The organism is Allobosea sp. NPDC055594, from assembly GCF_053618995.1.
This window is the reverse complement of record NZ_JBSHIO010000002.1, coordinates 255,252-278,957: the sequence shown is the minus strand read 5'-3', so window position 1 is coordinate 278,957 and position 23,706 is coordinate 255,252. Positions and strand designations below refer to the sequence as shown.

20 protein-coding genes are annotated in these 23,706 nt (G+C 67.2%); 15 read left to right on the top strand and 5 right to left on the bottom strand.

Annotation, left to right across the window (positions count from 1 at the left end; genetic code table 11):
- Positions 1 to 9 precede the first annotated feature (9 nt).
- Positions 10 to 783, top strand: coding sequence for an SDR family oxidoreductase (locus ACWGRX_RS05340; RefSeq protein ID WP_291637212.1), 774 nt, complete (start codon positions 10 to 12; stop codon positions 781 to 783).
- Between the two features lie 156 nt (positions 784 to 939).
- Positions 940 to 1,434 carry a peptide deformylase gene (locus ACWGRX_RS05335; protein WP_452116690.1) on the top strand — a complete coding sequence of 165 codons (495 nt, stop codon included), beginning with the start codon at positions 940 to 942 and terminating at the stop codon, positions 1,432 to 1,434.
- Between the two features lie 12 nt (positions 1,435 to 1,446).
- Here the strand turns inward: ACWGRX_RS05335 and ACWGRX_RS05330 are convergent, their stop codons facing one another.
- Together ACWGRX_RS05330 and aptA are read right to left on the bottom strand one after the other, a co-directional pair.
- A complete protein-coding gene (locus ACWGRX_RS05330) occupies positions 1,447 to 2,652 on the bottom strand; it encodes an ABC transporter substrate-binding protein (RefSeq protein WP_452116689.1) in 1,206 nt (401 codons plus the stop codon).
- A gap of 443 nt (positions 2,653 to 3,095) precedes the next feature.
- Positions 3,096 to 4,436, bottom strand: a complete 1,341-nt coding sequence (gene aptA, locus ACWGRX_RS05325) for an omega-aminotransferase AptA (protein WP_452116688.1) — start codon at positions 4,434 to 4,436, stop codon at positions 3,096 to 3,098.
- A 176-nt stretch (positions 4,437 to 4,612) separates the two neighbouring features.
- Between aptA and ACWGRX_RS05320 the strand changes: the two genes are divergently transcribed.
- Positions 4,613 to 6,433 carry a hypothetical protein gene (locus ACWGRX_RS05320; RefSeq protein WP_452116687.1) on the top strand — a complete coding sequence of 607 codons (1,821 nt, stop codon included), beginning with the start codon at positions 4,613 to 4,615 and terminating at the stop codon, positions 6,431 to 6,433.
- Between the two features lie 47 nt (positions 6,434 to 6,480).
- Here the strand turns inward: ACWGRX_RS05320 and ACWGRX_RS05315 are convergent, their stop codons facing one another.
- Positions 6,481 to 6,816 (bottom strand): hypothetical protein, encoded by a 336-nt coding sequence (locus ACWGRX_RS05315; protein WP_452116686.1) that lies wholly within the window; start codon positions 6,814 to 6,816, stop codon positions 6,481 to 6,483.
- Between ACWGRX_RS05315 and ACWGRX_RS05310 the strand changes: the two genes are divergently transcribed.
- Both ACWGRX_RS05310 and ACWGRX_RS05305 read left to right on the top strand, forming a co-directional pair.
- Positions 6,815 to 8,191, top strand: a complete 1,377-nt coding sequence (locus ACWGRX_RS05310) for an EAL domain-containing protein (protein ID WP_452116685.1) — start codon at positions 6,815 to 6,817, stop codon at positions 8,189 to 8,191. The genes ACWGRX_RS05315 and ACWGRX_RS05310 overlap by 2 nt on opposite strands.
- Before the next feature lie 118 nt (positions 8,192 to 8,309).
- A complete protein-coding gene (locus ACWGRX_RS05305) occupies positions 8,310 to 9,167 on the top strand; it encodes a TIGR01459 family HAD-type hydrolase (RefSeq protein ID WP_287495630.1) in 858 nt (285 codons plus the stop codon).
- Positions 9,168 to 9,349: 182 nt separating this feature from the next.
- Here the strand turns inward: ACWGRX_RS05305 and ACWGRX_RS05300 are convergent, their stop codons facing one another.
- Positions 9,350 to 9,733 carry a response regulator gene (locus ACWGRX_RS05300; RefSeq protein ID WP_066468028.1) on the bottom strand — a complete coding sequence of 128 codons (384 nt, stop codon included), beginning with the start codon at positions 9,731 to 9,733 and terminating at the stop codon, positions 9,350 to 9,352.
- A 270-nt stretch (positions 9,734 to 10,003) separates the two neighbouring features.
- Here ACWGRX_RS05300 and ACWGRX_RS05295 point away from each other — a divergent pair, with 270 nt between their 5' ends.
- From ACWGRX_RS05295 to ACWGRX_RS05250, 10 genes are all read left to right on the top strand, one after another.
- Complete coding sequence (locus ACWGRX_RS05295; RefSeq protein ID WP_452116684.1) at positions 10,004 to 10,450, top strand: MaoC family dehydratase; 447 nt, start codon at positions 10,004 to 10,006, stop codon at positions 10,448 to 10,450.
- A gap of 81 nt (positions 10,451 to 10,531) precedes the next feature.
- Positions 10,532 to 11,515 (top strand): bifunctional riboflavin kinase/FAD synthetase, encoded by a 984-nt coding sequence (locus ACWGRX_RS05290; protein ID WP_452116683.1) that lies wholly within the window; start codon positions 10,532 to 10,534, stop codon positions 11,513 to 11,515.
- Positions 11,516 to 11,721: 206 nt separating this feature from the next.
- Positions 11,722 to 14,745 carry an isoleucine--tRNA ligase gene (ileS, locus tag ACWGRX_RS05285; RefSeq protein WP_452116682.1) on the top strand — a complete coding sequence of 1,008 codons (3,024 nt, stop codon included), beginning with the start codon at positions 11,722 to 11,724 and terminating at the stop codon, positions 14,743 to 14,745.
- 38 nt (positions 14,746 to 14,783) lie between these two features.
- Complete coding sequence (lspA, locus tag ACWGRX_RS05280; RefSeq protein WP_291637308.1) at positions 14,784 to 15,272, top strand: signal peptidase II; 489 nt, start codon at positions 14,784 to 14,786, stop codon at positions 15,270 to 15,272.
- Between the two features lie 71 nt (positions 15,273 to 15,343).
- Positions 15,344 to 16,000 carry a hypothetical protein gene (locus tag ACWGRX_RS05275; RefSeq protein WP_291637191.1) on the top strand — a complete coding sequence of 219 codons (657 nt, stop codon included), beginning with the start codon at positions 15,344 to 15,346 and terminating at the stop codon, positions 15,998 to 16,000.
- A 157-nt stretch (positions 16,001 to 16,157) separates the two neighbouring features.
- Entirely contained in the window at positions 16,158 to 17,450 is a 1,293-nt protein-coding gene (locus tag ACWGRX_RS05270) for a M16 family metallopeptidase (RefSeq protein ID WP_452116681.1), read from the top strand.
- A 106-nt stretch (positions 17,451 to 17,556) separates the two neighbouring features.
- Positions 17,557 to 18,849 (top strand): M16 family metallopeptidase, encoded by a 1,293-nt coding sequence (locus tag ACWGRX_RS05265; RefSeq protein WP_452116680.1) that lies wholly within the window; start codon positions 17,557 to 17,559, stop codon positions 18,847 to 18,849.
- 38 nt (positions 18,850 to 18,887) lie between these two features.
- Entirely contained in the window at positions 18,888 to 20,204 is a 1,317-nt protein-coding gene (locus ACWGRX_RS05260) for a glucose-6-phosphate isomerase (RefSeq protein ID WP_452116679.1), read from the top strand.
- Positions 20,205 to 20,348: 144 nt separating this feature from the next.
- The gene (gene mutL / locus ACWGRX_RS05255; RefSeq protein WP_452116678.1) at positions 20,349 to 22,166 is read left to right on the top strand and encodes a DNA mismatch repair endonuclease MutL; all 1,818 of its coding nucleotides are present in this window, start codon (positions 20,349 to 20,351) and stop codon (positions 22,164 to 22,166) included.
- A gap of 202 nt (positions 22,167 to 22,368) precedes the next feature.
- Positions 22,369 to 23,139, top strand: coding sequence for a hypothetical protein (locus tag ACWGRX_RS05250; RefSeq protein WP_452116677.1), 771 nt, complete (start codon positions 22,369 to 22,371; stop codon positions 23,137 to 23,139).
- Here the strand turns inward: ACWGRX_RS05250 and rsmD are convergent.
- Positions 23,136 to 23,696, bottom strand: a complete 561-nt coding sequence (gene rsmD, locus ACWGRX_RS05245) for a 16S rRNA (guanine(966)-N(2))-methyltransferase RsmD (RefSeq protein ID WP_452116676.1) — start codon at positions 23,694 to 23,696, stop codon at positions 23,136 to 23,138. The two genes, ACWGRX_RS05250 and rsmD, sit on opposite strands and share 4 nt — an antisense overlap.
- Positions 23,697 to 23,706 lie beyond the last annotated feature (10 nt).

The following is a 23,706-nucleotide window of genomic DNA, read 5'->3' as shown; positions in this document are numbered from 1 at the left end:
GATCAGGCCATGGCCGAGCACAGCATCAAGGGCAAGACCGTCATCATCGCTGGCGGCGCCAAGAATCTCGGCGGGCTCATTGCCCGCGACCTTGCCGCGCACGGCGCCGCCGCGGTCGCGATCCACTACAACAGCGCCGCCAGCCGGGCCGATGCCGAGGCGACCACCGCCGCCGTCAAGGCGGCAGGGGCGCAGGCCGTCGCCTTCCAGGCCGATCTGACCAGCGCAGGCGCGGTCGAGAAGCTCTTCGCCGATGCGACCGCAGCGCTCGGCAGGCCGGACATCGCGATCAACACCGTCGGCAAGGTGCTGAAGAAGCCGATCGCCGAGATCAGCGAGGCGGAATATGACGAGATGGCTGCGGTGAACGCAAAATCGGCCTTCTTCTTCCTCAAGGAGGCCGGCAAGGCGCTGAACGACAACGGCAAGGTCACGACCGTGGTGACCTCGCTGCTCGGCGCTTTCACGCCGTTCTACGCCGCCTATGCCGGCATGAAGGCACCGGTGGAGCATTTCACCCGCGCCGCCTCGAAGGAGTTCGGCGAGCGTGGCATCTCGGTCACCGCGATCGGCCCGGGTCCGATGGACACGCCGTTCTTCTACCCGGCCGAGGGGGCGGACGCAGTCGCCTATCACAAGACCGCGGCAGCCTTGTCGAAGTTTTCGCCGACCGGCCTGACCCATATCGAGGACATCGTCCCCTTCATCCGCTTCCTCGTCTCCGAGGGATGGTGGATGACCGGCCAGACCATTCTGGTGAATGGCGGCTACACGACGAAGTGAATGCGTCGGACTGCGCCGGCCTCTCGCCGGATCGCGACATCGTCATTGGGGAGATCGTGGCGTGACAGCGCCTGGCGCGTAGAGCGCGGCGATCCGGCTTGCTAGGCTACGTTCCCCCCAACGGCATCTCAGCCAGGAAACACCAAGAATACCGCGATGCCTGTCCGACCGATCCTGAATTTCCCTGATCCGCGTCTGCGCCTGACCGCGGCCCCTGTCCTGCGCTTCGACGCCGATCTGCGCGCCCTTGCCGACGATCTGCTCGAGACCATGCGGGCCGCGCCGGGCATCGGCATCACCGCGCCGCATATCGGCGTGCTCTCCCGGCTCGTGGTGCTCGAACTCTCGCCCGGCGAGGTCCGCACCTATGTCAATCCGGAGCTGGACCAGATCTCGCGCGAGACCACCCGCCACATCGAGGGCAGTGTCTCGATGCCGGGGGTGACCGACGAGCTCGAACGTCATGCGCGCATCCGCGTGCGCTATCAGGATCTGGACGGGAAGGAGCAGAGCGAGGAGGCGGATGGGCTTCTCTCGATCTGCCATCAGCACGAGATCGACCAGCTTGACGGGATCTTCTGGATCGACCGCCTGTCGCGCCTCAAGCGTGACAGGCTGATCGCCCGCTACAACAAGCTGCGGCGGGCTTAGGAACCGGCTGCGTCACTTCTTGACGAGCGGGCACTCGCCCTCGCTGAGCGGGCGGAAGGCCTGGTCGCCGGGAATGGTGCGGATCAGCTTGAGATAATCCCAGGGGTACTTCGATTCCTCGGGCTTCTTGACCTCGAGCACATAGAGGTCGTGTACCATCCGCCCGTCCTCGCGGATCACGCCGTTCCTGGCGAAGAAGTCGTTGACCGGCGTCGCCTTCATCTGTGCGGCGACCTTCGCGGTCTCGGCCGTGCCGGCGGCCTGCACCGCCTTGAGATAGTGCAGGATCGAGGAATAGGTGCCGGCCTGGCCCATGGTCGGCATCGCCTTGTGGCGTTCGAAGAAGCGCTTCGACCAGGCGCGCGTCTCCTCGTTCAAATCCCAGTAGAAGGCCTGGGTCAGGATCAGTCCCTGCGCATCCTGCAGCCCAATGGCGTGGATGTCGGTGATATGCAGATAGAGCCCGGCAAGCTTGGTCCCGCTCTGCGGCAGGCCGAACTCGGTCGCCTGCTTGATGGTGGCGATCTGGTCGGCGCCGGAGCTGGCGATGCCGACCATCTTGGCGCCGGAGCTTTGCGCCTGCAGGAGATAGGAGGAGAAGTCGGTGGTGCCCTGAGGATGCTTGACGCTGCCGATGATCTTGCCGCCGGCCTTCTTCACCGCCTCCGAGGTGTCGCGCTCGAGCGCATGGCCGAAGGCGTAGTCGGCGGTGATGAAATACCAGGGGCCGTCCTTGGCCAGCGGCAGACCCGTGCCGACAGCGAGCGCATAGGTGTCGTAGGTCCAATGGATCCCGGTGGGCGCGCAGAATTTTCCGGTGAAGTCGGAGGAGCCGCCGGTGGAGGCGAGGACGAGCTTGTTCTTGCGCCGGCCGATCTCCTGGATGCCGAGCAACACCGAGGACGTCGGGATGTCGGCGATGACCTCGACGCCTTCCTCGTCGATCCAGCGGTTGACCAGGGCAGAACCGATATCGGGCTTGTTCTGGTGGTCGCCGGCGAGGATCTCGATCGGTCGGCCGAGAACTGTGCCGCCGAAATCCTCGACCGCCATCTGGGCGGCGATCACCGAACCGGGCCCGGCCATGTCGGCATAGATGCCGGCCATGTCGTTGAGCACGCCGATCCGCAATGGCTTGGGTGTCTGGGCGAGAGCGGGGCCGAGCAGGAAGGGCGTGAGAAGGGCGGCCAGTCCAGCGGAAATGCTGCGAAGCGACATCGTTGGTCCCAAGAGAAACTGCGAGGATTTGCAGAGCCTTAGGTGTCGCTTTATCAGGTGGTCAATGCTGCGGTGCGCAAATAAGAACGAACGGCTGAACAACGGGATTCGAAGAGACGAGGCTGTTCGTCAGGGCAATCGTCGAGGGAGGTTTCTTCCCCGACGCCCGCGACCAGTTGCGGTCTGGCGATGACTTACCCGGGGCCGTAGGCCGCTTGCAGAACGGCGAGAAGTTGTCGCCCTGTGTTGCGGTCCAACTGGATCGTTTGGCTGAGCTTCCCGGGTATCTCTCGATCGGGCGAACCAAACGTATCAATCTGGACGATGGGACCATCGATCCCATCGCCAAAGGTCTTAACACGGGCGCGCACCCTGCTTGGATGCACGCTCCCTTCGCTAGGCCCGATCTCAAGCCTTTCGATACGAGCCATGAGAAACGCCGCTCAGTTCGCCACCGCCCGGATCGCCCGGCGCAGCTTGCCGATCAGCTCCTCGACCTGGTCTTCGGTGATGATCAGCGGCGGCGAGAAGGCGATCGTGTCGGCGGCAGTGCGGACCATCAGCCCTTCCTCGCGGAAGAGGCTGTCCATCGCCTCGAAGGCGCGCTTGCCGACTCCGTCGGCGCGCGGGGCGAGGTCGACGGCGCCGACCAGGCCGACCGTGCGGATGTCGACCACGTTCGGCTCGCCCTTCAGGCTCATCACCGCATCGGCCCACATCGGCTCCATGGCGCGGGCGCGTTCGAACAGGCCTTCCTCGCGATAGACGTCGAGCGTCGCCAGGCAGGCCGCTGCCGCCAGCGGATGGCCGGAATAGGTGTAGCCGTGGAACAGCTCGATGACGTTGTCCGGCCCGTTCATGAAGGCGTCGTAGATGTGCTTGCGCACGATCACGCCGCCCATCGGCACCGTGCCGGAGGTCACGCCCTTGGCGAAGGTGATCATGTCGGGGATCACGCCGTAGCGCTCGGCGGCGAAGGCGAAGCCGAGGCGCCCGAAGCCGGTGATCACCTCGTCGAAGATCAGGAGAATGCCGTGCTTGTCGCAGAGCTCGCGCAGGCGCTTGAGATAGCCCTTCGGCGCCGGCAACCCACCGGTCGAGCCGGCCATCGGCTCGACGATCACGGCGGCGATGGTCGAGGCGTCGTGCAGGGCGACGACGCGCTCGAGGTCGTCGGCGAAATGCGCGCCATATTCGGGCTCGCCCTTGCTGAAGGCCTGCTTCTCGCGGTCATAGGTATGCGAGATGTGGTCGGTGCCGGTCAAAAGTCCGCCGAAGAACTTGCGGTTGTTGACCATGCCGCCGACCGAGATGCCGCCGAAGCCGACGCCGTGATAACCGCGCTCGCGGCCGATCAGGCGGGTCTTCGAGCCCTTGCCGGAGACATTCCAGTAGGCGAGCGCGATCTTCAGCGCCGAATCCGCGGCTTCCGAACCCGAGCCGGCGAAGAAGACGTGATCGAGATCGCCCGGAGCGAGCGCCGCGATCCGCGCCGCGGCGGCGAAGACCTTGGGATGGCCGTATTGGAAGGAAGGGGCGTAATCGAGTTCGCGGGCCTGCGCCTGGATCGCCTGGATGATCGGCTCGCGCGCGTGGCCGGCATTGCAGCACCAGAGCCCGGCGGTGCCGTCCATCACCGGCTTGCCCTCCGGCGTATAGTAGAACATGCCCTCGGCGCGGGCGATCATGCGCGGATTCTGCTTGAACGAGCGGTTCGCCGTGAACGGCATCCAGAAGGCTTCGAGGTCGTTCGGCGTGGCGATCGCGCCCATCGCGGAGGTCATGATCCGATCCCTTTAGTTTTTAAAAACTTCCTCAGCCTAGCAGCGTGCAACGGGCTGTAAATCCACGGTCCGGCGGGGCATCCCTGCGCCGGGCGGGCGGCGGGGCACCTCTGTCGCAGATGACGCAACGTCGTTTCCGGCGTAGCTTGAAGGAGGGGACTCTGGATCGCGCCCCAATGGTCGTTCGCGCCACAGCTCTGGATGGGGAGAACGGGCTGGCGCCGGATGAGATCCGCGCCGAGCTCGAGCGTGTGCTCGCCTCCGACATCTTTCGTGCCGCGCCTCAGCTCACGGCCTTCCTGAGCTTCATCGTCGAGCAGACTTTGGCAGGGCGGGCGAACGAGCTGAAGGGCTATACGATCGCCGTCGAGGCCTTCGGCCGTTCGCCGGATTTCGACCCGCAGGCGGACCCGATCGTCCGCGTCGAGGCCGGGCGCCTGCGCAAGGCGTTGAACCTCTATTTCGCCGCCGACGGCGTCGCCGATCCCGTGCGCATCACCGTTCCCGTCGGCGCCTATGTCCCGTCCTTCGAGCGCGCCGCTCCGCCGGTGCCCCCCGAAGAGGAGATTTCCGAACAGGACGTGCTCGCGGCGCAAGAGGTGCATCAGGAGAGCTCGGTGCCGGTCGAGAGCGGTGCGGCTGCCGCCGGGCCTTCGCGCTACTGGCTCTATGTCGCGGGCCTCGGGCTCCTGCTCGGCCTAGCCGCGATCGGCTTCTGGTACTGGGGAGAGCACGGCACGAGCGGGACGGCAGCGCGCTTGCCTGACATCGCCTCGCAATTGCCGCCGCTACCAGCCGCGCCGCTTTCGGATCCACCGCCCACAGTCCGGGCCGTACCTCTGGTGAGGGCGCGCCTGCCCGTGGTCTCGGTCGAGGTTGCCGAGACGGTTACCGATGCTTCGCTGGATGATACCACCCGCAATTTCGTCCGCGAGGTCGCGGACACGATGGCGCGTTTCGACGATCTCGTGGTGGTCAAGCTGCCGGAGCCGCTGACGCGTGCGGGTGAAGGGAGCGATTACATCCTGTCGATCAGCGCCCGGCGCGCCGGCAATGCGATTGAAGGGTTCGCCCGGCTGAGCGCCGCCAGGGACGGGCGGGTCGTCTGGACCACTTCGGGGGAGGGCAGCGTCGACAGGTTCGGCGAGGGCCTGCCGATGCGCGAGGTGGCCCAGCGCCTGGCGATCCGGCTGGCGCAGCCTTTCGGCGTGCTCCACGCGGATGCGCGCCAGTCGCCTCCGACCCCGGCGGCTGCCTGTCTGTTCCTGGCCTTCAATCTGCGCCGGACCATGAAGGCCGAAGATCACCTCGCCGCGCGCGACTGCCTGGAAGAGATTGTCGCTCACAATCCGGAGTTCCATCCGGCCTGGTCGCAGCTCGCTTTGCTGGCGCTCGACGAATACGCCTCGGGCTTCAATGCCAGGCCGGGCTCGGCTCTAGACCGGGCGCTCGCCGCCGCGGTCACCGCGGTCCGGCTCGCTCCGGCCAGTGCTCGGGCGCATCAGGCCATGATGGACGCGCAGTTCTTCCGGGGGGCGACCGAGGACGCGCTGAAGGCAGGCCGCGAGGCGCAGACGCGCAATCCCTATGATCCCGACGTACTCGCCACCCTCGGCGCGCATTACATCCAACTCAACCGGCCGGCCGAGGGGCTGCCGCTGCTCGAGCAGGCCGTCGCGCTGTCGATCGGCCGGCCGCCCTGGTACGATTTCTATCTGTATCTCGCCGCCTATCTCACGGGCGCAACCAGGTTGGCGGAAGCGCATGCCGCTCTGATCAACGCTGAGGAGACCCCGTTCGGCCTGATCGGGCGCGCCATGGCTGCCGCTGCGAGCGGCGACGGATTCGCGCTTGAGCTCTCTCTGCGGACTTTGCGCCAGAAGGTCCCGCTCTTCGATCTCGATGCGGGACTCTATCTACGCCGGAGAGGATTTTCGCCCGAGGTCAGCGACCGGATCATCGCCGCGATCCATGCCCGGGGTGTGCCGCCGCGCTAGATCGCCGAACCGCCTATCGGACGCAAGCTGGCGAGCCAGCCCATCGTTCAGGCACCGGCTTGGTCCGAAAAACGGATGGCATTTTCTCGTCGGCTGCTCGGCAAGGGGCGCAGCACCCCCTTCCGAGGCAAGCGGATCGGCGCTGCCCCGGCCGGCTTGGCTGGTTTTCGCCTGTTTTTCGCCGTCGCGAGCCGGTCGCGGCCGTGCCCGCTCTCGCAGCCATCCGTCCGGGCGGCTATTCTGCGGCTGTCGCGGGTGATTCGTCGCTCCGGCATTCCTTCCACCTCTTTTTGCGTGATCCTGCCCTTGGCTCGCATCCGCCTCAGCGCACTCCCACCGGCCGCCAGCGGCGTCGCCGGTTTTTCGCTGGGTGCCGCCGCCATGCTGCTGCTTCCGGGCGGGCTCGCCAATGCCGTCGGTCTGTTGGCCGCCGGGCTCGGCCTTTCCGGCTCGTTCGCGCTGATGCGCCGCAACTGGGCTGGCGAGCGCGAGCAGATTCTGGCCGCGGTCGGCGAGGTCAAGGTTCGGTTGGCGACCAATGCCATCCGCCTGGATGGCATGGCGAAGCGCATCGACCAGCTGCCGATGAGCGAGGTCGAGGCCGCGCCGGCCCGGGCGATGCTCAACGAGCTGACTGCCGAGGTCGGCCTGCTCGGCGACCTGCTGCAGCAGGTCGCAACCACGCTTGGCGATCACGACGACCAGCTGCGACTGGTTCAGGACAAGCTTGCCGCGGCGGCGCAGCCACCTGCCCGGCAGGCGCCGGCGGCACTGGCGGAGCGCGGCGCTCCGCGCGAGGCCGAGCCGCTCGTCGCGGTCCGGCAATCGCCGGCCGAACTGGCGCAGATTCGGGCTGCCGAGCAGCGCGCCGCGGTGATCAGCGACGCCCTCGCCAATGGCCAGGTCGAGGTCCATCTCCAGCCGATCGTGCAGCTGCCGCAGCGCCGGACCCGCGGCTACGAGGCTATGGTGCGCCTGCGGCTGGACGAGAAGACGCTGCTCCTGCCGGCCGAGTTCATGGAGACGGTCGAGCAGCGCGGTTTCGGGCCGACGCTCGATGCGCTCGTCCTGACCCGGGCGCTGGCGATAGCCCGCCATCTCGGCAGCAAGGAGGGCGGACTCTTCGTCTCCTGCAATTTCAGCGGCGCGACCTGGGGCTCGTCGCGCGCGCTGGCCACGCTGGCGCGTATCCTCGAAAAATATCATGCCCATATCGGCAATCTCGTCATCGAGATGCCGCAGCGCGTCTTCCGCACGCTCGAGCCGACTGCCCTTGGTCTTCTGGGGGCGATGTCGGCGAACGGGGTGCGCTTCGCGCTCGATCACGTCACCGATCTGCGTCTCGATCCGGCCTCGCTGCATGATCGCGGCGTACGCTTCGTCAAGGCCCCGGCCTCGCTGCTGCTGGCCGAGGCAAAGGGCGGGCCGGCGACCGACATCGCCACCGGCGACCTTGCCGCGCATCTCGCGCGTGCGACGATCGAGCTCGTTGCAGACGAGGTCGAGGACGATCCCATGGTCGCCGACATGCTCGATCTCGGCGTCGGCTATGGCCAGGGCGCGGTCTTCTCCCCGCCGCGTCCGGTGCGGCCGGAGGTCTTCGCCGAGCCGGAGGCCGCGGCGCCTGCACCTGCGGCCCCTGCACCGCCTCCGCCGGCCGCCGCCGAAGTCGTCAGCTATCCCCCGCCGGCTCCCGCTGCGCCGCCCACGCCGACGCGGGTACCCTTCCGCGATGTCCTGCGACGCGCGACCGGCTGAATCGGCCTGCACGCCGGCGCGTTATGCTCTGATCAGGCTGGCCGGCCTGCCACTGACGGCGTATTGAGCCCCGATGCCGCGGCGCCAGCCGCCGCCCATTCCAAGCCGGAGCTTGCCCGTGCCGTCTTCAACCCGCCTGCTTTCCGGCGTTTCGCCGATCATCGGTCAGTATGAGCTTTGCCTCTGCGACATCTGGGGCGTCGTTCATAACGGCGTGGCGCCCTATGCCGAGGCCTGTGCGGCGCTGGCGAAGATGCGGGCCGGCGGCGTCACCGTCGTGCTCGTCTCGAACGCGCCGCGCCCGCGCTCCGAGATCGCGATCCAGCTCGGCCGTCTCGGCGTCCCGGGCGATGCCTTCGACGCGATCGTCACCTCCGGCGACGTTGCCCGCGACCTGATCGCCCATCGCGCCGGCGAGCCGCTCTATCATCTCGGTCCGGATCGCGATCTTCCGCTGCTCGCGGGGCTCGACGCGCCGCGCGTCCCGGCCGCCGAGGGACGCTATGTCGTTTGCACCGGCCTGTTCGACGACGAGACCGAGACGGCGGAAACCTATGCCGAGGCGCTTGCCGATTTCGCCCGTCGCGACCTCACCCTGATCTGCGCCAATCCCGATCTGGTGGTCGATCGCGGCGGTCGCATGGTGCCCTGCGCCGGCTCGATCGCACTCGCCTATGAGAAGCTCGGCGGCCGGGCGATCTATGCCGGCAAGCCACACGCCCCGATCTACGAGCTGGCGATCCGACAGGGTCAGGAGCTGCGCGGCGAGAATGTCGAGAGGTCGCGCATCCTCGCCATCGGCGATGCGATCCGCACCGATATCGCCGGCGCGGTGCATTACGGTCTGGGATCGCTGATGTGCCTCGCCGGCATCCATGCCGAGGAGACCGGAGAGCTCTCGCCAGCGGATTTGCAGGGCTGGTTCGCCCGCCAGAGCCACCGTCCCGACTACGCGATGCCGCAGCTGGCCTGGTGATGAAAGGCGAAGAGCGCCAGCCGTACCGACAGGCGGTCGCCATTCCTGCCGCAGCGCAATGAAGCGCCGGAATCCGTTATAGAGCGTAGCGCCTTACGATGGATTTCGGAGCGGTGCCGCTGGCGCGGCTTGTCCGGAATGATGGAGTTTTTGCGAGCGGAGACCGAGCCGCCGGCCCGCTCTCAGGCGGCACAGACCGATTCGATCTTGGATTTCAGCGTCTGCGCGTTGAACGGCTTGACGATGTAGTTGTTCACGCCGGCCTTCTTGGCGGCGATGACGTTCTCGGTCTTCGATTCCGCGGTCACCATGATGAAGGGCGTCGCGGCGATCTCTTCCTCGTTGCGGACCTGGCGCAGCAGCTCGAACCCGGTCATCGGCTCCATGTTCCAGTCGGAGATCACCAGCCCGTATTTCTTGTCGCGCATCTTGGCGATCGCGCTGCTGCCGTCCGAGGCATCGTCGACATTCTCGAAGCCGAGTTGCTTCAGCAGGTTGCGGATGATGCGCACCATGGTCTGGTAATCGTCCACCACCAGGATCGGCATCGACGGGTCAAGGGCCATGGTGGAACTCCGAACATGCAAGCGCGCACCGGGCAATACCGATGCGCTGGCCGCTCTCCCAGAGAGGCGACCATGGGTCAATCCTGATAGCCGAGCGGTGTTTCAAAGCCGTTAACCCGTTTGTCGACTGACCTAGCGTCATCATCCAAAAGGCGACCTCCTCAGGACACGAAAGTTCTATGGTGCAATGCAGCGAATTGTGAAACGCTGCCATACCCTGTCCCGTGCGGTAGCGGGCTTTTCACCGTTGCTGCGCATGCGAGACGACCGATGATGACCAGCGCGCTCTATCAGGTCCATGCCTTCGAGGACCTGGCCATCGGCCAGCGCGAGAGCCTGATGCGCACCGTGATGGAGCGCGACATCTCGCTCTTCGCCGACCTCTCCGGTGACGCCAATCCGATCCATCTTTGCGACCGCTACGCCGCCGGTACGAAGTTCGGCCAGCGCATCGCCCATGGCATGCTGACGGCCAGCCTCGTTTCGGCCCTGCTCGGCACCCGCCTGCCGGGGCCGGGCGCGGTCTATCTCTCGCAGACCCTGAACTTCCTCGCCCCGGTCAAGATCGGTGATGTCGTCACCGCGCGCGTCGAGGTGGTGGAGCTGGTCGTCGAGCGCCGCCGCGCCCGGCTGTTCTGCGAATGCCTGGTCGACGGCAAGGCGGTTCTCGAAGGCGAGGCCTGGGTGGCGCTGCCGAAGGCGGCAGCGAAAGCCTGAAGAGCAAGTCTTGACGCTTCCGCCGGCTTGAGGCCAAACACGGCCCGCCGGATGGTCCCGGCGCCCGGACGCTTGCGCTCCATGACCTCATCAGCCGAAGCGCCGCGAACCGACACGCCGGCCGCCTTCATCCTCGAGCCGGGAAAGCCCGTGCCGGACGCCCTGCGCGGGCGGGTGCTGGCGCTCGGCAATTTCGACGGCGTCCATCGCGGCCATGCCGAGCTCGCGCGGGTGGCGAACGAGATGGCGGCAGGGCAGGGCGGCAAGGCGGCGGCGCTGACCTTCGAGCCGCATCCGCGCTCGGTCTTTCGGCCGGAGCAGCCGGTGTTCCGGCTGACGCCGGCGGCGCTCAAGGTCGAATTGCTGGCCGGCGAGGGGCTCGCGCCGAGCTTTGTCCTGCCTTTCGACCGCGAGATTGCCGCGGTCGCGGCCGAGGCCTTCATCGACGAATTGCTGCTCGGCCGGCTCGGCGCCGCCGGGCTGGTCTGCGGCTATGATTTCCATTTCGGCGCCGGCCGCACCGGGTCCCCGGAGATGCTGCAGGCGCGTGCAGGCGCGGCGGGCGTGCCGGTGGCGGTGGTCGCGCCCTATTCCTGGCAGGGCGAGCCGGTTTCCTCGACCCTGATCCGGGCCGCTCTGGAGGAAGGGGATGTCGCCCGCGCCGCCGCCTTCCTCGGCCGGCCCTGGTTCGTGCGCGGCGTGGTCGCCCATGGCGACAAGCGCGGGCGCGAGCTCGGTTACCCCACCGCCAACATGCATCTGCCGCGCGACTGCCGTCTGCGCTACGGCATCTATGCGGTGCGCATGCGCGTCGACGGCATCTGGCGCGACGGCGTCGCCAGCTTTGGCAGCCGTCCGACCTTCGACGACGGCGCGCCGCGGCTGGAAAGCCATCTCTTCGATTTCGCAGGTGACCTCTACGGCAAGACCGTCGACGTCGCCCTCGTAGCCTGGCTGCGTGGCGAGGCGAAGTTCGAGGCGCTGCCGCCACTGATCGCGCAGATGGACGCCGACAGCCGGCAGGCGCGCGACATTCTCGGCCGGACGCCGCCCTTCCTTCCCTAGGCAACGCCTGCTAGAAGCCGCTCATGTCCGCTTTCCGCGCCACGATCATCGCACTGTCCCGGCGAATTACGAGCCCGGCTGCCGCCCTGCGCTGACGCGCGGGCGCCTGCGCAGTCCGGGATTTTGATCGCTTTCCCAGTTTTCGCGGACAAGAGCGCAGCGCCAGACCGATCTGGCCCGCCTGTCCGAACCGCCAGAGCCGGATCATGAACGACAAGACCGCCGAAAAGCCCGCCGCCCAGGACGCCAAAGCCCAGGAGGCCAAGGGGCAGGACTATTCGCAGACCCTGTTCCTGCCGCAGACCGAGTTTCCGATGCGGGCCGGCCTGCCGCAGCGCGAGCCGGAGCTGCTCGCCCGCTGGGCCAAGATGGATCTCTACCGCAAGCTCCGCGAGACCGCGAAGGGCCGCGACCGCTTCGTCCTGCATGACGGCCCGCCCTATGCGAACGGCAACATCCATATCGGCCATGCGCTGAACAAGGTGCTGAAAGACCTCGTCACGCGCTCGCAGCAGATGCTCGGCCATGATTCCAACTACGTGCCGGGCTGGGATTGCCATGGCCTGCCGATCGAGTGGAAGATCGAGGAACAGTACCGCGCCAAGGGCCTGAACAAGGACGATGTCCAGGTCGTGGAGTTCCGCCGGGAGTGCCGCGCCTTCGCCGAGCACTGGGTCGATGTGCAGCGCACCGAATTCAAGCGCCTCGGTGTCGAGGGCGATTGGGACGATCCCTATCTCACCATGGCCTATCCGGCCGAGGCGCAGATCGCCCGCGAGATCATGAAGTTTGCGCAGAACGGCATGCTTTATCGCGGCTCCAAGCCGGTGATGTGGTCGGTGGTCGAGAAGACCGCGCTCGCCGAGGCCGAGGTCGAATACGAGGAGCATGTCAGCGACACGGTGTTCGTGGCGTTCCCGGTGCTCGGCTCGGGGCCGCTTGCCGGGGCCTCGGTGGTGATCTGGACGACGACGCCCTGGACGATCCCTGGCAACCGCGCGATCTCCTTCCATCACAAGCTCGCCTACGGACTCTACCGCGTCACCGCGGCGCCGGAGAACAACTGGGCCAAGGTCGGCGCGACCTATGTGCTGGCGAAGAACCTGGCCGAAGGCGTCTTCAAAGCTGCCAAGGTCGAGGCCTTCGAGCTCGTGGCGGATGTGTCCGCCGAGCAGCTCGCCGGCCTGACGGCGGCCCATCCGCTGCGCGGCCAGGGCTACGAGTTCGACGTTCCCCTGCTCGATGGCGACCATGTCACCGACGATGCCGGTACCGGCTTCGTCCATACCGCGCCGGGTCATGGCCGCGAGGACTTCGACATCTGGATGGCGAGCGGGCGCATGCTCGCCGAGCGCGGCATCGAGACCAGGATCCCCTACACCGTCGATGCCGATGGCCGCTTCACCAAGGATGCGCCGGGCTTCGAGGGCGCGCAGGTCATCACCGACAAGGGCGAGAAGGGCAATGCCAACGACGTCGTGATCAAGGCGCTCGCCGCCTCCGGCAACCTGGTCGCCCGTGGCCGGCTCAAGCACCAGTACCCGCATTCATGGCGTTCGAAGAAGCCGGTGATCTTCCGGAACACGCCGCAATGGTTCATCGCCATGGACAAGCCCTATGGCGATGCGGGGGCACCCGATCCGGCGGCTCCCGCGCCGGTGGCGGGCGGCAATGCCGACACGCTGCGCAACCGGGCGTTGAAGGCGATCAAGGATACGCAATGGGTTCCCGCTGCCGGCGAGAACCGCATCAACGGCATGATCGCCAACCGGCCCGACTGGGTGGTCTCGCGCCAGCGCGCCTGGGGCGTGCCGATCACGGTCTTCGTCGCGAAGGAGACCAAGGAGGTCCTGGTCGATGCGAAGGTCAACGCCGCCATCGCCGAGGCCTTCGAGGCGGAAGGCGCCGATGCCTGGTTCAGCGACACCGACGGCGCCCGCTTCCTGAAGTCCTTCGGCTACGACCCGGCCCAGTATGAGCGCGTCACCGACGTGCTCGACGTCTGGTTCGATTCCGGCTCGACCCATGCCTTCACCTTGGAGAAGCGCGCCGATCTCAAGACGCATCGCGTCGTCGACGGCGGCAGGGACAAGGTGATGTATCTCGAAGGCTCGGACCAGCATCGCGGCTGGTTCCATTCGAGCCTGCTCGAAAGCTGTGGCACGCGCGGCCGGGCGCCCTATGACGTCGTCCTGACCCACGGCTTCTGCCTCGACGAGAAGGGCGAGAAGATGTCGAAGTCGAAGGGCAACGTCACCGCGCCGCAGGATGTGATCAAGGACAGTGGCGCCGACATCCTGCGCCTCTGGGTCGCGGCCGCCGACTATTCCGACGATCTGCGCATCGGCAAGGAGATCCTCAAGACCTTCGTCGAGACCTATCGCAAGCTGCGCAACACCATGCGCTGGATGCTCGGTACGCTCGCCCATTTCAGCGAGGAGATCCGCGTCACCGAGCCGGCCTCGATGCCGGAGCTGGAGCGGCTGATGCTGCATCGCCTCGCCGAGCTCGGCCCGCAGGTCGAGGAGGCCTATCGGACCTATGACTACAAGAAGGTCGTGAACCTGCTCTCGCAGTTCATGAACACCGAGCTCTCTGCCTTCTATTTCGACGTCCGCAAGGACGCGCTCTATTGCGACCCGCGTTCCAGCCATGTCCGCAAGAGCGCGCTCACCGTCGTCGATCAGCTGTTCCGCTGCCTGACGACCTGGCTCGCGCCGATCCTGGTCTTCACCGCCGAGGAGGCCTGGCTCGAGCGCTATCCCGATCAGAAGGCGGGGGAGGGCTCGGTCCATCTCGAGCTCTTCGCGCCCGTGCAGGAGAACTGGTTCGATCCCGAGCTCGCCGAGCGCTGGGCCAAGGTCCGGCGCGTGCGCCGCGTCGTCACCGGCGCGCTCGAGCTGGAGCGTGCGGCCAAGCGCATCGGCTCTTCGCTCGAGGCGGCGCCGGTCGTCCATATCACCGATGCCGATCTGCGCGCCGCCGTGAGCGGGCTCGATCTCGCCGAGATCTGCATCACCTCGGGTGCCAGGATTTCCGATGTCGAGGGACCTGAAGAGGCCTTCCGCCTCGCCGACGTGCCCGGCGTCTCGGTCGTGCCGGTGCGGGCCTCCGGGGTGAAATGCGCCCGTTCGTGGAAGTATTTCGACCCGGCGACGGCCGAGGCCGACTATCCCGACGTCACGCCGCGTGACGCCAGGGCGCTGCGCGAGCTTCGCCGCGCCGCATGAGCCCGCAGGAGCCGAACATGCTGGCGGCCGGTTCCGGCATGACGCCGCTGCGCCGCTTCGGCGTGGTCCTTGCCCTGGTCGTGCTGCTGCTCGACCAGGCGAGCAAGCTCTGGCTGCTGTTCGGTGCGCGCCTGGCCGAGGAGGGGCCGTTCCAGATCACCTCCTTCCTCGAATTCGTGCTCGCCTGGAACCGTGGCATCTCCTACGGCTTGTTCCAGCAATCGACTGATATCGGCCGCTGGGCGCTGGTGGCCGTCTCCTTCCTGGCGCCGATCTGGCTGGGGCGCTGGATGTGGCGCTCGCCGGACAGGCTGACGGTCGCGAGCCTTGCCCTGATCATCGGCGGCGCGATTGGCAACGGCATCGACAGGGCCGTGTTCGGCGCCGTGGTCGACTTCGTCCACGTCCATTTCGGCAGCTTCAGCTGGTACATCTTCAACATCGCCGATGCGGCCATCGTTGTCGGAGTGGCCGGGCTTCTGTATGAGTCCTTCCGGCCCGGCGGCGGCAAGCCGGCTGCGGAGTGAGTTTGCTCGCCATGGTTTTGCCGCGCCGATCGATCATGACGGGGTCTCGTACCCTGGGACGGAGAATGGACATGGCTTATCGGATCCGCGCCTCGCGCATGCTGCTCGCCGGCGGCTTGTTGCTGGCTGCGACCCCTGCCTTTGCCCAGGAAGGCGTGCTCTTCCAGAACCTGGTGAAAGGCATGGGGCTTTTCGGCAGCGACAAGGACGACATCGAATACAAGCAGCGCGCCCCGCTCGTCGTGCCGCCGTCCTCGGCGCTGCCCCGGCCGCAGGAGCCCGGCGCGACGCGCACCGCCGCCTGGCCGGATGACCCGGACGTCGCCCGCCGCAAGGCTGACCGCGAAGGCGCCCGCGCACCCTTCTCCAGCACCGAGGCGTTTCGCGGCAACAACAGGCCGGAGATGTCGCAGCAGGAGCTGCGCCGCGGCCGCGTCGCCGGGCGAGCCAATGGCCCGGAAGGGATCGTTCCGGACCACAACAATTACAACAACCAGATCGCGCCGATCCGCATCGGCCGCGAGATGGCGGCGCGCCAGGCCCAAACCGACACGTCCAATCTCGCCTATGGCGTCGAGCCGGAGCGCAAATATCTCTACGAGCCGCCGACCGGCTATCGCATGCCGGCCAGCACGGCGCCGCTCGGACCCGGCGCGCGCGGCCCGCAGGAAGACAAGCAGGCGGTCGGCCAGCGCGAATTCATCGCCGGCACCAAGCCGATGCAGTAGCGGCCGGGCCTGCCGGCCGGTACGCACGCGCCATGAGGCGATGCGGGCTGGTGTCCGGCGCGGCGCGGGCCTATCTTCCGGTTGAGCCAATTTTCGGCTCGGGGCTTCTTGCGCCCGGGCCGGCATCCGTCCGTTGCCCGAGGAGTCCGCCCAGCCCATGACGGTCCACACGCCGCCCAGCAGCGTCGCCAGCACGGTCGAATCCTTCCGGCTCGCCAATGGCCTCGAGATCGTCGTCGCCCCCGACCATCGGGCTCCGGTCGTGACCCATATGGTCTGGTATCGCAATGGTTCGGGCGACGATCCGGCCGGCAAGTCCGGCATTGCCCATTTCCTCGAGCACCTGATGTTCAAGGGCACGGCGAAATGGCCGGCCGGCGAATTCTCCAAGATCGTCGCCGGTTATGGCGGCCAGGAGAATGCCTTCACCTCTTTCGATTACACCGCCTATTTCCAGCGCGTGCCGAAGGAGCACTTACGCGCGATGATGGATTACGAGGCCGACCGGATGACCGGCCTCGCCTTCGACGAGAGCGTCGTCGGTCCGGAGCGCGACGTGGTGCTCGAGGAACGGCGCATGCGCGTCGACGCCGACCCCGCCGCCCAGCTCGGCGAGGAGTTCTCCAGCGCGCTCTATGTCCATCATCCCTATGGCACGCCGATCATCGGCTGGGAGCACGAGATCGAGGGGCTCTCCCGCGACGATGCCTTCGCCTATTATCAGCGCTTCTACACACCGGAGAACGCGATCCTCGTCGTCGCCGGCGATGTCGAGCCGGCCGAGGTGCTGCGCCTGGCGCAGGAGACCTATGGCACGATCCCGGCGCGCGGCGAGCCGCCGCGCCGCAATCGGCCGGCAGAGCCCGATCCGCGCGCCGCGCGCCGGGTCTCGCTGGCCGATCCGCGCGTGCAGCAGCCTTCGCTGCGCCGCGCCTGGCTGACCCCGACCTATCTCTCCGACAAGCGCGATCATGCCTTCGCCCTCGAGCTGGCATCGGAGATACTCGGCGGCGGCACGACCTCTCGGCTCTATCGCCGGCTCTGCGTCGAGCAGGAACTGGCGGCCGGCGCCGGCGCCTATTTCATGGGATCGATGGTCGACCGCTCCGCCTTCCAGGTCTCGGTGAGCCCGCGGCCCGGCGTCGCGATGGCGGCACTGGAGGCGGGCCTCGACGCGGCACTCGCAGCGTTCATCGCGGATGGGCCGACCGAACTCGAACTCGCTCGGGCCCGCACCCGCCTCGTCGCCGAGACGATCTTCGCCCGTGACAGCCAATCCTCGCTGGCACGCATCTTCGGCGCTTCGCTCGCCGTCGGCGAGACCGTCGAGGATGTGCTGCTCTGGCCCCAGCGCATCGAGGCCGTCACCCGCGAGCAGGTCGTCGAGGCGGTGCGCCTCTATCTCAGGCCCGATCGTTCGGTGACCGGGCTGCTTCTGCCCGCCGCTTGATCCGCCGGAGCAGACTACGAGAACGGAAGCCGGGTCTTTCGTGTCGAGCCTGTTCCGAACTCTGGACAGCAACCGGGCCTCAGCCGTCACGCCGTCAGGAAACGCCATGAACGCGCCGACCATCCCCGCCCTTGCCGCCCCCGGCCCCGCGCTCGACGTGCAGCGCGTCACCGCTTCCTGCGGCGTCGAGGCCTGGCTGGTCGAGGAGCACAGCCTGCCGCTGCTGGCGCTCGATTTCGCCTTCGACGGCGGTGCCAACCGCGACCCCGCCGATGCTGCCGGCAGCGTCAACCTGGTCTCCGGCCTGCTCGACGAGGGCGCCGGCGATCTCGACGCCGAGGCCTTCCAGGGGCGCATGGCCGACCATGCGATCAGCCTGTCCTTCGATGCGCGGCGCGACGATTTCCACGGTCAGGTCCAGACCCTGTCGCGCCATCGGGACACCGCCTTCGAACTGCTCGGGCTCGCGCTCAACGCGCCGCGCTTCGACGCCGATGCCGTCTCGCGGGTCAAGGCGCAGGTCATCGCCGGGCTGCAGCGCCAGGCCCAGAACCCCGATGCGCTCTGCCGCAACGCGCTCTTCGCCGCAGCCTTTCCCGGCCATGCCTATGGCCGCCCGGAGCGCGGCGAGATCGCCAGCGTCGGCGCCTTGCAGCCGGAGGCGCTGAAGAGGCTGACGCGTGATCTGCTGACGCGTGGCGGGCTCAGATTCGTCGCAGTCGGCGACATCACCGCCACCGAACTGGCGCAGCGTCTGGACGATCTTTTCGCCAGGCTCCCGGCCGGGCAGCCGCGGACCATGCCGGAGGCCGGCCTGCCGATCGCCGATCTCGGCAAGACCCATGTCGTCGATCTCGACGTGCCGCAGACCGTGCTGCGCTTCATCGGCCCCGGCCTGATGCGGCATGATCCCGATTTCTTCGCCGGCACCGTGCTGAACCACATCCTCGGCGGCTCGGCCTTCACCTCGCGCCTGTTCATGGAGGTCCGCGAGAAGCGCGGCCTCGCCTATGGCGTCTCCTCCAGCCTGATGCCGCTGCGCCAGAGCGGCTTCCTGATCGGCGGGACCTCGACCCGTAACGACCGCGTCGCCGAATCCATGACGGTGATCCGCGAGGAGATCGCCAAGCTCGCCGCAGAAGGGCCGAGCGAGCATGAGGTCGAGGAGGCCAAGCGCTACATCATCGGCTCCTACCCGCTGCGGTTCGACACCTCGCCCAAGATCGCCGCCGAATTGCTCGGCCTCGCGGTCTCCGGCTACGGCCCGGAATTCCTGGCCGAACGCAACCGGCGCTTCGCCGAGGTCACGCTCGCCGATGTCCGGCGTGTCGCATCGCGACTCTTCGGCGATGGGCGCCTCCTGGTGCAGGCCGTCGGCCGCCCGGTCGGGCTCGCCTAAGCGTTACCATCCTTCCTCCAGCCGTCCGGATCCGCTCCATGCTCCAGCAAAGCCTCGATCTCGCGCTCGTCTCCGGTGTCGGCGAAGGCGGCGTTCCCGATGCCGCCTTCGAGAAGGCGGTGGCCGATCTTGCTCCCGCTCTGGCGCGGCTGAATGGCGAGGCCAAGACCCTGCCGCTGCTCGGCCTGCCGGCCGAGACCGCCGACCTCGCTCCGGTGCGGGCCGCTGCCGAGCGTCTGCGCCAGGGGGCCAGCGACGTGCTCGTGCTCGGAACCGGCGGCTCCAGCCTCGGCGGCCAGACGCTGGCGCAGCTCACCGGCTACGGCACCGCCGGCCTCTCGGCCTTCCTGCCGGAACCGCGCGTCCATTTCATCGACAATCTCGACCCGCTGACCTTCGCGGCGCTGCTGAAGACATTGCCGCTGAAGACAACCAAGTTCGTCTCGATCTCGAAATCCGGCGGAACCGGCGAGACCCTGCTGCAGACCATCGCGGCGATCACCGCATTGCGCGGTGCCGGCATCGCCGACGACAAGATCGGCTGGCATTTCCAGGGCCTGTCCGAGCCGGCCAAACCCGGCAAGCTGCATGCGCTGCGGGCCCTGCTCGAGCCGTTCGGCGTGCCCTTCCTCGAGCATCATACCGGCGTCGGCGGGCGCTATTCGGTGCTGACCAATTGCGGCCTGCTGCCGGCGGCGGTGCTCGGCCTCGATATCGTCGCGCTGCGCCAGGGCGCCGCCAAGGCGCTCGCCCCGGTCCTCGCCGGCAAGGGTGTCAGGGAGACTCCGGCGGCGCTCGGCGCCGCCCTCAACCTCGCGGCGATGCGCAACGGCAAGAACATCGCCGTGCTGATGCCCTATGCTGACAAGCTCGCTTTGCTGACCCGCTGGTGGATGCAGCTCTGGGCCGAGAGCCTCGGCAAGGACGGGCAGGGCACCCAGCCGGTCGGCGCGCTCGGCCCGGTCGACCAGCATTCGCAGCAGCAGCTCTATCTCGCCGGTCCGAAGGACAAGCTCTTCACCGTGCTGACCGTCGCCAACAAGGGCAAGGGCCCGGCGATCGACGCGGCGCTGGCAAAGCAGATCGGCGAAGGCGATTTCGCCGGCAAGACGATCGGTGACCTCGTCGCGGCCCAGGGCCTCGCCATGATCGACACCTTCGCCAAGAACGGCCGTGCGGTGCGCAAGCTTCATGTCGACGTGGTCGACGAGGCGAGCCATGGCGAGATCCTGATGCATTTCATGCTCGAGACCATCCTTACCGGCTACGCCATGGGCGTCGACCCGTTCGACCAGCCGGCGGTCGAGGAGGCGAAAATCCTCGCCAAGCGTTATCTTGCCGAAGGGCGCGGCTGAACGATTCGGCCGGGCTTCCTTCGTCATGGTCGGGCTTGACCCGGCCATCTCGGAAACCAGAGCTGACTGGTGCTGAGATTCTCGGGTCTTCGCTGCGCTTCGCCCGAGGATGACGAGCCCCAGCCGGTTTTCGACAGGACCTTCATGACCGTCCGCCGCCTCGACCCAGTCCTCGTCGACCGCATCGCCGCCGGCGAGGTGATCGAGCGGCCGGCAGCCGCCGCCAAGGAACTGGTCGAGAACGCCCTCGATGCCGGCGCTCGTTCGATCGCGGTGACCATCGCCGCCGGCGGGCGCGAATTGATCCGCGTCGTCGACGACGGCGCCGGCATGACGCCGGAGGATCTCGCGCTCTCGGTCGAACGCCACGCCACCTCCAAGCTTCCCGATGGCGACCTCTTCGCCATCCGCTCGCTCGGCTTCCGCGGCGAGGCCTTGCCCTCGATCGGCTCGGTGGCGCGGCTCTCGATCACGACGCGCCGGCGCGACGCGGCGCAGGGCTCCGCACTGGTGGTCGAGGCCGGCGTCAAGGGGCCGGTGCGGCCGGCGGCGGCGGCTTATGGCACCCGCATCGAGGTCAGCGACCTCTTCATCTTCACCCCGGCGCGGCTGAAATTCCTGAAGAGCGACCGCGCCGAGGCGCAGGCCGTCTCCGACATGCTGCGCCGCCTCGCCATTGCCCATCCCGAGGTGCGTTTCGCGCTTGAGGGCGAGCATGTCAGCGCCTTCGACTGGCCGGCCGAGCCGATCGGCGAGGAGGGGCGGCTGCGCCGTCTCGGCCGGGCGCTCGGGCGCGACTTTCCCGAGAATGCGCTCCCCGTCGAGGCCGAGCGCGAGGGCGTCAGGCTCTCGGGCTTCGCCGGCCTGCCGACCTTTCATCGCGGCACCTCGGCCGGCGTCCACATGGCGGTGAACGGGCGCCCGGTACGCGACAAGCTGCTGCTCTCGGCGGTGCGCGGCGCCTATGCCGATGTCGTGCCCTCGGACCGGCACCCGGTGCTCTATCTCGACGTGCTCTGCGATCCGTCTCTGGTCGACGTCAACGTCCATCCGGCCAAGAGCGAGGTGCGCTTCCGCGATCCGGCGCTGGTGCGCGGCCTCGTGGTTTCCAGTCTCAAGGCGGCGCTGGCGAGCGCCGGCCATCGCGCCACCTCGACCGGCGGCGCCCGCACGCTCGAAGCCTTCCGCGCCGTCTTCTCGGGCGGCGGAGCAGGCGGCGGCGCAGGCGGGGTACAGCGGCCGAACTTCGGCAGCGTCGCCGACTGGCGCCTGCCCGAGCCGGCTGCCCGCGCAGAGCCGCTACAGGGCGGCTTTTCCGATTTCGCCATGCCCTCGGCCGATGCCCGCGCCCATCTCGCCGAGCCGGCGCAGGACGCGCTCGACCGGCCGCTCGGCGCTGCCCGCGCCCAGGTCCACGGCACCTATCTGATCGCCCAGACCCGCGACGGCATGGTCATCGTCGACCAGCACGCCGCCCATGAGCGGCTGGTCTATGAGCGCCTCAAGGCCGAGCGCGAGAGAAGCGGCATCGCCCGCCAGCCCTTGCTGCTGCCGGAGGTGGTCGAGCTCGATCCGGTCGACGCCGACCGGCTCAACGCGGCCGCCCCCGATCTCGCCTCGCTCGGCCTCGTCATCGAGAGCTTCGGCCCCGGTGCCGTGCTGGTGCGCGAGGCGCCGGCCGCGATCGCCGGCGGCAATCTCCAGGGCATCGTCCGCGATGTCGCCGACACGCTGGCCGAGCATGGCGATGCCGGCTCGCTGGAGCGCCGGCTCGACCATGTGCTGGCGACCATGGCCTGCCACAACTCGGTCAGGGCCGGGCGCCGCCTGCGCCCGGAGGAGATGGACGCGCTACTGCGCGAAATGGAAGCGACGCCGAATTCCGGCCAGTGCAATCACGGCCGGCCGACCTATGTCGAGCTCAAACTCGCCGATATCGAGAAGCTGTTCGGGAGACGGTGAAGGATTCGCGCTCCAGATCCCGAGGCGAAGCGGTCAGTTTGGAGAGGTTCTCAGCAAATTTTGTCAGAATTTTTGCTCCAAGACCAGTAATGATAACCGGTGTTGATCTTGTAGGGCGGTCATGCGTGTGTATAGGAAATGTGAATTAAATTGCCAGATTATCTAGTCTGGATGCTGTAAAAAAACCAATGGTGTCGCTTCGATGCCCTATTTTTTAGAAGCCGCCGTTCAAGAGATGCAAGCGAAGCTCGTTTGGGCCAGCGCACGTCAACAAGAATTGACAGCGGCGTTCGTGGAGCGGGAGTTTCAGACAGAGATTGGCCGAGAACATGCAGCGCATGGCGTGGCCAGGCGATTAGCACTTCTTTACTGCTGCCTGGAGCGAGTGTTTGCGCTCATCCCACCCGAATTGGAGCGGAGTCCAGAACGCGCTGCACGGCTGGAGGCAACTGTTTTTATTCAATCCTTTGTTTTTAATGCCTTTGGATTGTTAGACAATCTGGCGCACATTTGGGTCGCCGAACGTGATGTTAGAGGCGAGAATGGCAGGCCGTTACCCAGCCGTTGGATTGGATTGCGTAGTGAAAACCTTGCGGTAAGAGGCTCGTTATCCTGTGATGCGCGGGCTGAGTTGGCTAATTTTGACGTATGGTTCGATAACCTCACAGCGTTCCGTGATCACCTTGCGCATCGAATCCCGCTTTACATAATACCTTTTATTGTTTCTCCACCGGATGCTGCTGAGCATGCTCGGTTAAGCGCGGAGTTGTGGGAAGTGATCCGTGGCGGCGATCTTGCTCAAGTGGCGCAAATTAAGGAGCGTCGTCAGAGGCTAGAGCATTTCCGTCCTTGGATGCAGCACTCCATTAATGATGGGGCTCCACCTGTAGTGTTTCATCCGCAGATGCTGGCCGATTTTGTGACTGTTGAAAAGATCGCTTCATTGATACTGAGAGAGCTTGATCGTCCCTAGCCCGCCCGCAAGAACCGCAACTGCGTCTCGCCATAGTCGCGGCGATCCAGTTCCTCGAAGCCCTCGGGCAGGGCGATCTCCGTGCCGGCTGCTTCCTCGAACAGCACCAGCGCGTCCTTGGCGAGCCAGCCGCCGTCGCGAGCCGAGGCGAGCGCCCTTTCGCCGAGACCCTTGCGATAGGGCGGGTCGCAGAAGACGAGGTCGAAAGGCGCCATCGCGCTGATCGGCCCGAGCTTGGTCGCGTCGCGGCGGAAGATCCGGCTGACCCCGGCGAGGCCGAAATTCATCTGGTTCTCGCGGATCAGCCCGCGCGCCTCGGCCCCGTCATCGACCAGGAGGGCGAAGGCGGCGCCGCGCGACAAGGCCTCGAAGGCCATGGCGCCGGTGCCGGCGAACAGGTCGAGCACCCGCGCGCCGGCGACGGCATCGCCATAGCCATGCGCCAGCACGTTGAAGAGCGATTCCCGCAGCCGGTCCGAAGTCGGGCGGATCGCGCCGATCCCCGGCTTCGGACTGGCAAGGGGCCGCCCGCCGAAGCGGCCGCCGACGATCCGCATCAGATCGCCA

Coding starts and splice junctions, on each gene's coding strand:
- ACWGRX_RS05340 (WP_291637212.1), top strand. CDS start 10: ATGGCCGAGCACAGCATCAAGGGCAAGACCGTCATCATCGCTGGCGGC.
- ACWGRX_RS05335 (WP_452116690.1), top strand. CDS start 940: ATGCCTGTCCGACCGATCCTGAATTTCCCTGATCCGCGTCTGCGCCTG.
- ACWGRX_RS05330 (WP_452116689.1), bottom strand. CDS start 2,652: ATGTCGCTTCGCAGCATTTCCGCTGGACTGGCCGCCCTTCTCACGCCC.
- aptA (WP_452116688.1), bottom strand. CDS start 4,436: ATGACCTCCGCGATGGGCGCGATCGCCACGCCGAACGACCTCGAAGCC.
- ACWGRX_RS05320 (WP_452116687.1), top strand. CDS start 4,613: ATGGTCGTTCGCGCCACAGCTCTGGATGGGGAGAACGGGCTGGCGCCG.
- ACWGRX_RS05310 (WP_452116685.1), top strand. CDS start 6,815: ATGCTGCTGCTTCCGGGCGGGCTCGCCAATGCCGTCGGTCTGTTGGCC.
- ACWGRX_RS05315 (WP_452116686.1), bottom strand. CDS start 6,816: ATGGCGGCGGCACCCAGCGAAAAACCGGCGACGCCGCTGGCGGCCGGT.
- ACWGRX_RS05300 (WP_066468028.1), bottom strand. CDS start 9,733: ATGGCCCTTGACCCGTCGATGCCGATCCTGGTGGTGGACGATTACCAG.
- ACWGRX_RS05295 (WP_452116684.1), top strand. CDS start 10,004: ATGATGACCAGCGCGCTCTATCAGGTCCATGCCTTCGAGGACCTGGCC.
- ACWGRX_RS05290 (WP_452116683.1), top strand. CDS start 10,532: ATGACCTCATCAGCCGAAGCGCCGCGAACCGACACGCCGGCCGCCTTC.
- ileS (WP_452116682.1), top strand. CDS start 11,722: ATGAACGACAAGACCGCCGAAAAGCCCGCCGCCCAGGACGCCAAAGCC.
- lspA (WP_291637308.1), top strand. CDS start 14,784: ATGACGCCGCTGCGCCGCTTCGGCGTGGTCCTTGCCCTGGTCGTGCTG.
- ACWGRX_RS05275 (WP_291637191.1), top strand. CDS start 15,344: ATGGCTTATCGGATCCGCGCCTCGCGCATGCTGCTCGCCGGCGGCTTG.
- ACWGRX_RS05270 (WP_452116681.1), top strand. CDS start 16,158: ATGACGGTCCACACGCCGCCCAGCAGCGTCGCCAGCACGGTCGAATCC.
- ACWGRX_RS05265 (WP_452116680.1), top strand. CDS start 17,557: ATGAACGCGCCGACCATCCCCGCCCTTGCCGCCCCCGGCCCCGCGCTC.
- ACWGRX_RS05260 (WP_452116679.1), top strand. CDS start 18,888: ATGCTCCAGCAAAGCCTCGATCTCGCGCTCGTCTCCGGTGTCGGCGAA.
- mutL (WP_452116678.1), top strand. CDS start 20,349: ATGACCGTCCGCCGCCTCGACCCAGTCCTCGTCGACCGCATCGCCGCC.
- ACWGRX_RS05250 (WP_452116677.1), top strand. CDS start 22,369: ATGCCCTATTTTTTAGAAGCCGCCGTTCAAGAGATGCAAGCGAAGCTC.
- rsmD (WP_452116676.1), bottom strand. CDS start 23,696: ATGCGGATCGTCGGCGGCCGCTTCGGCGGGCGGCCCCTTGCCAGTCCG.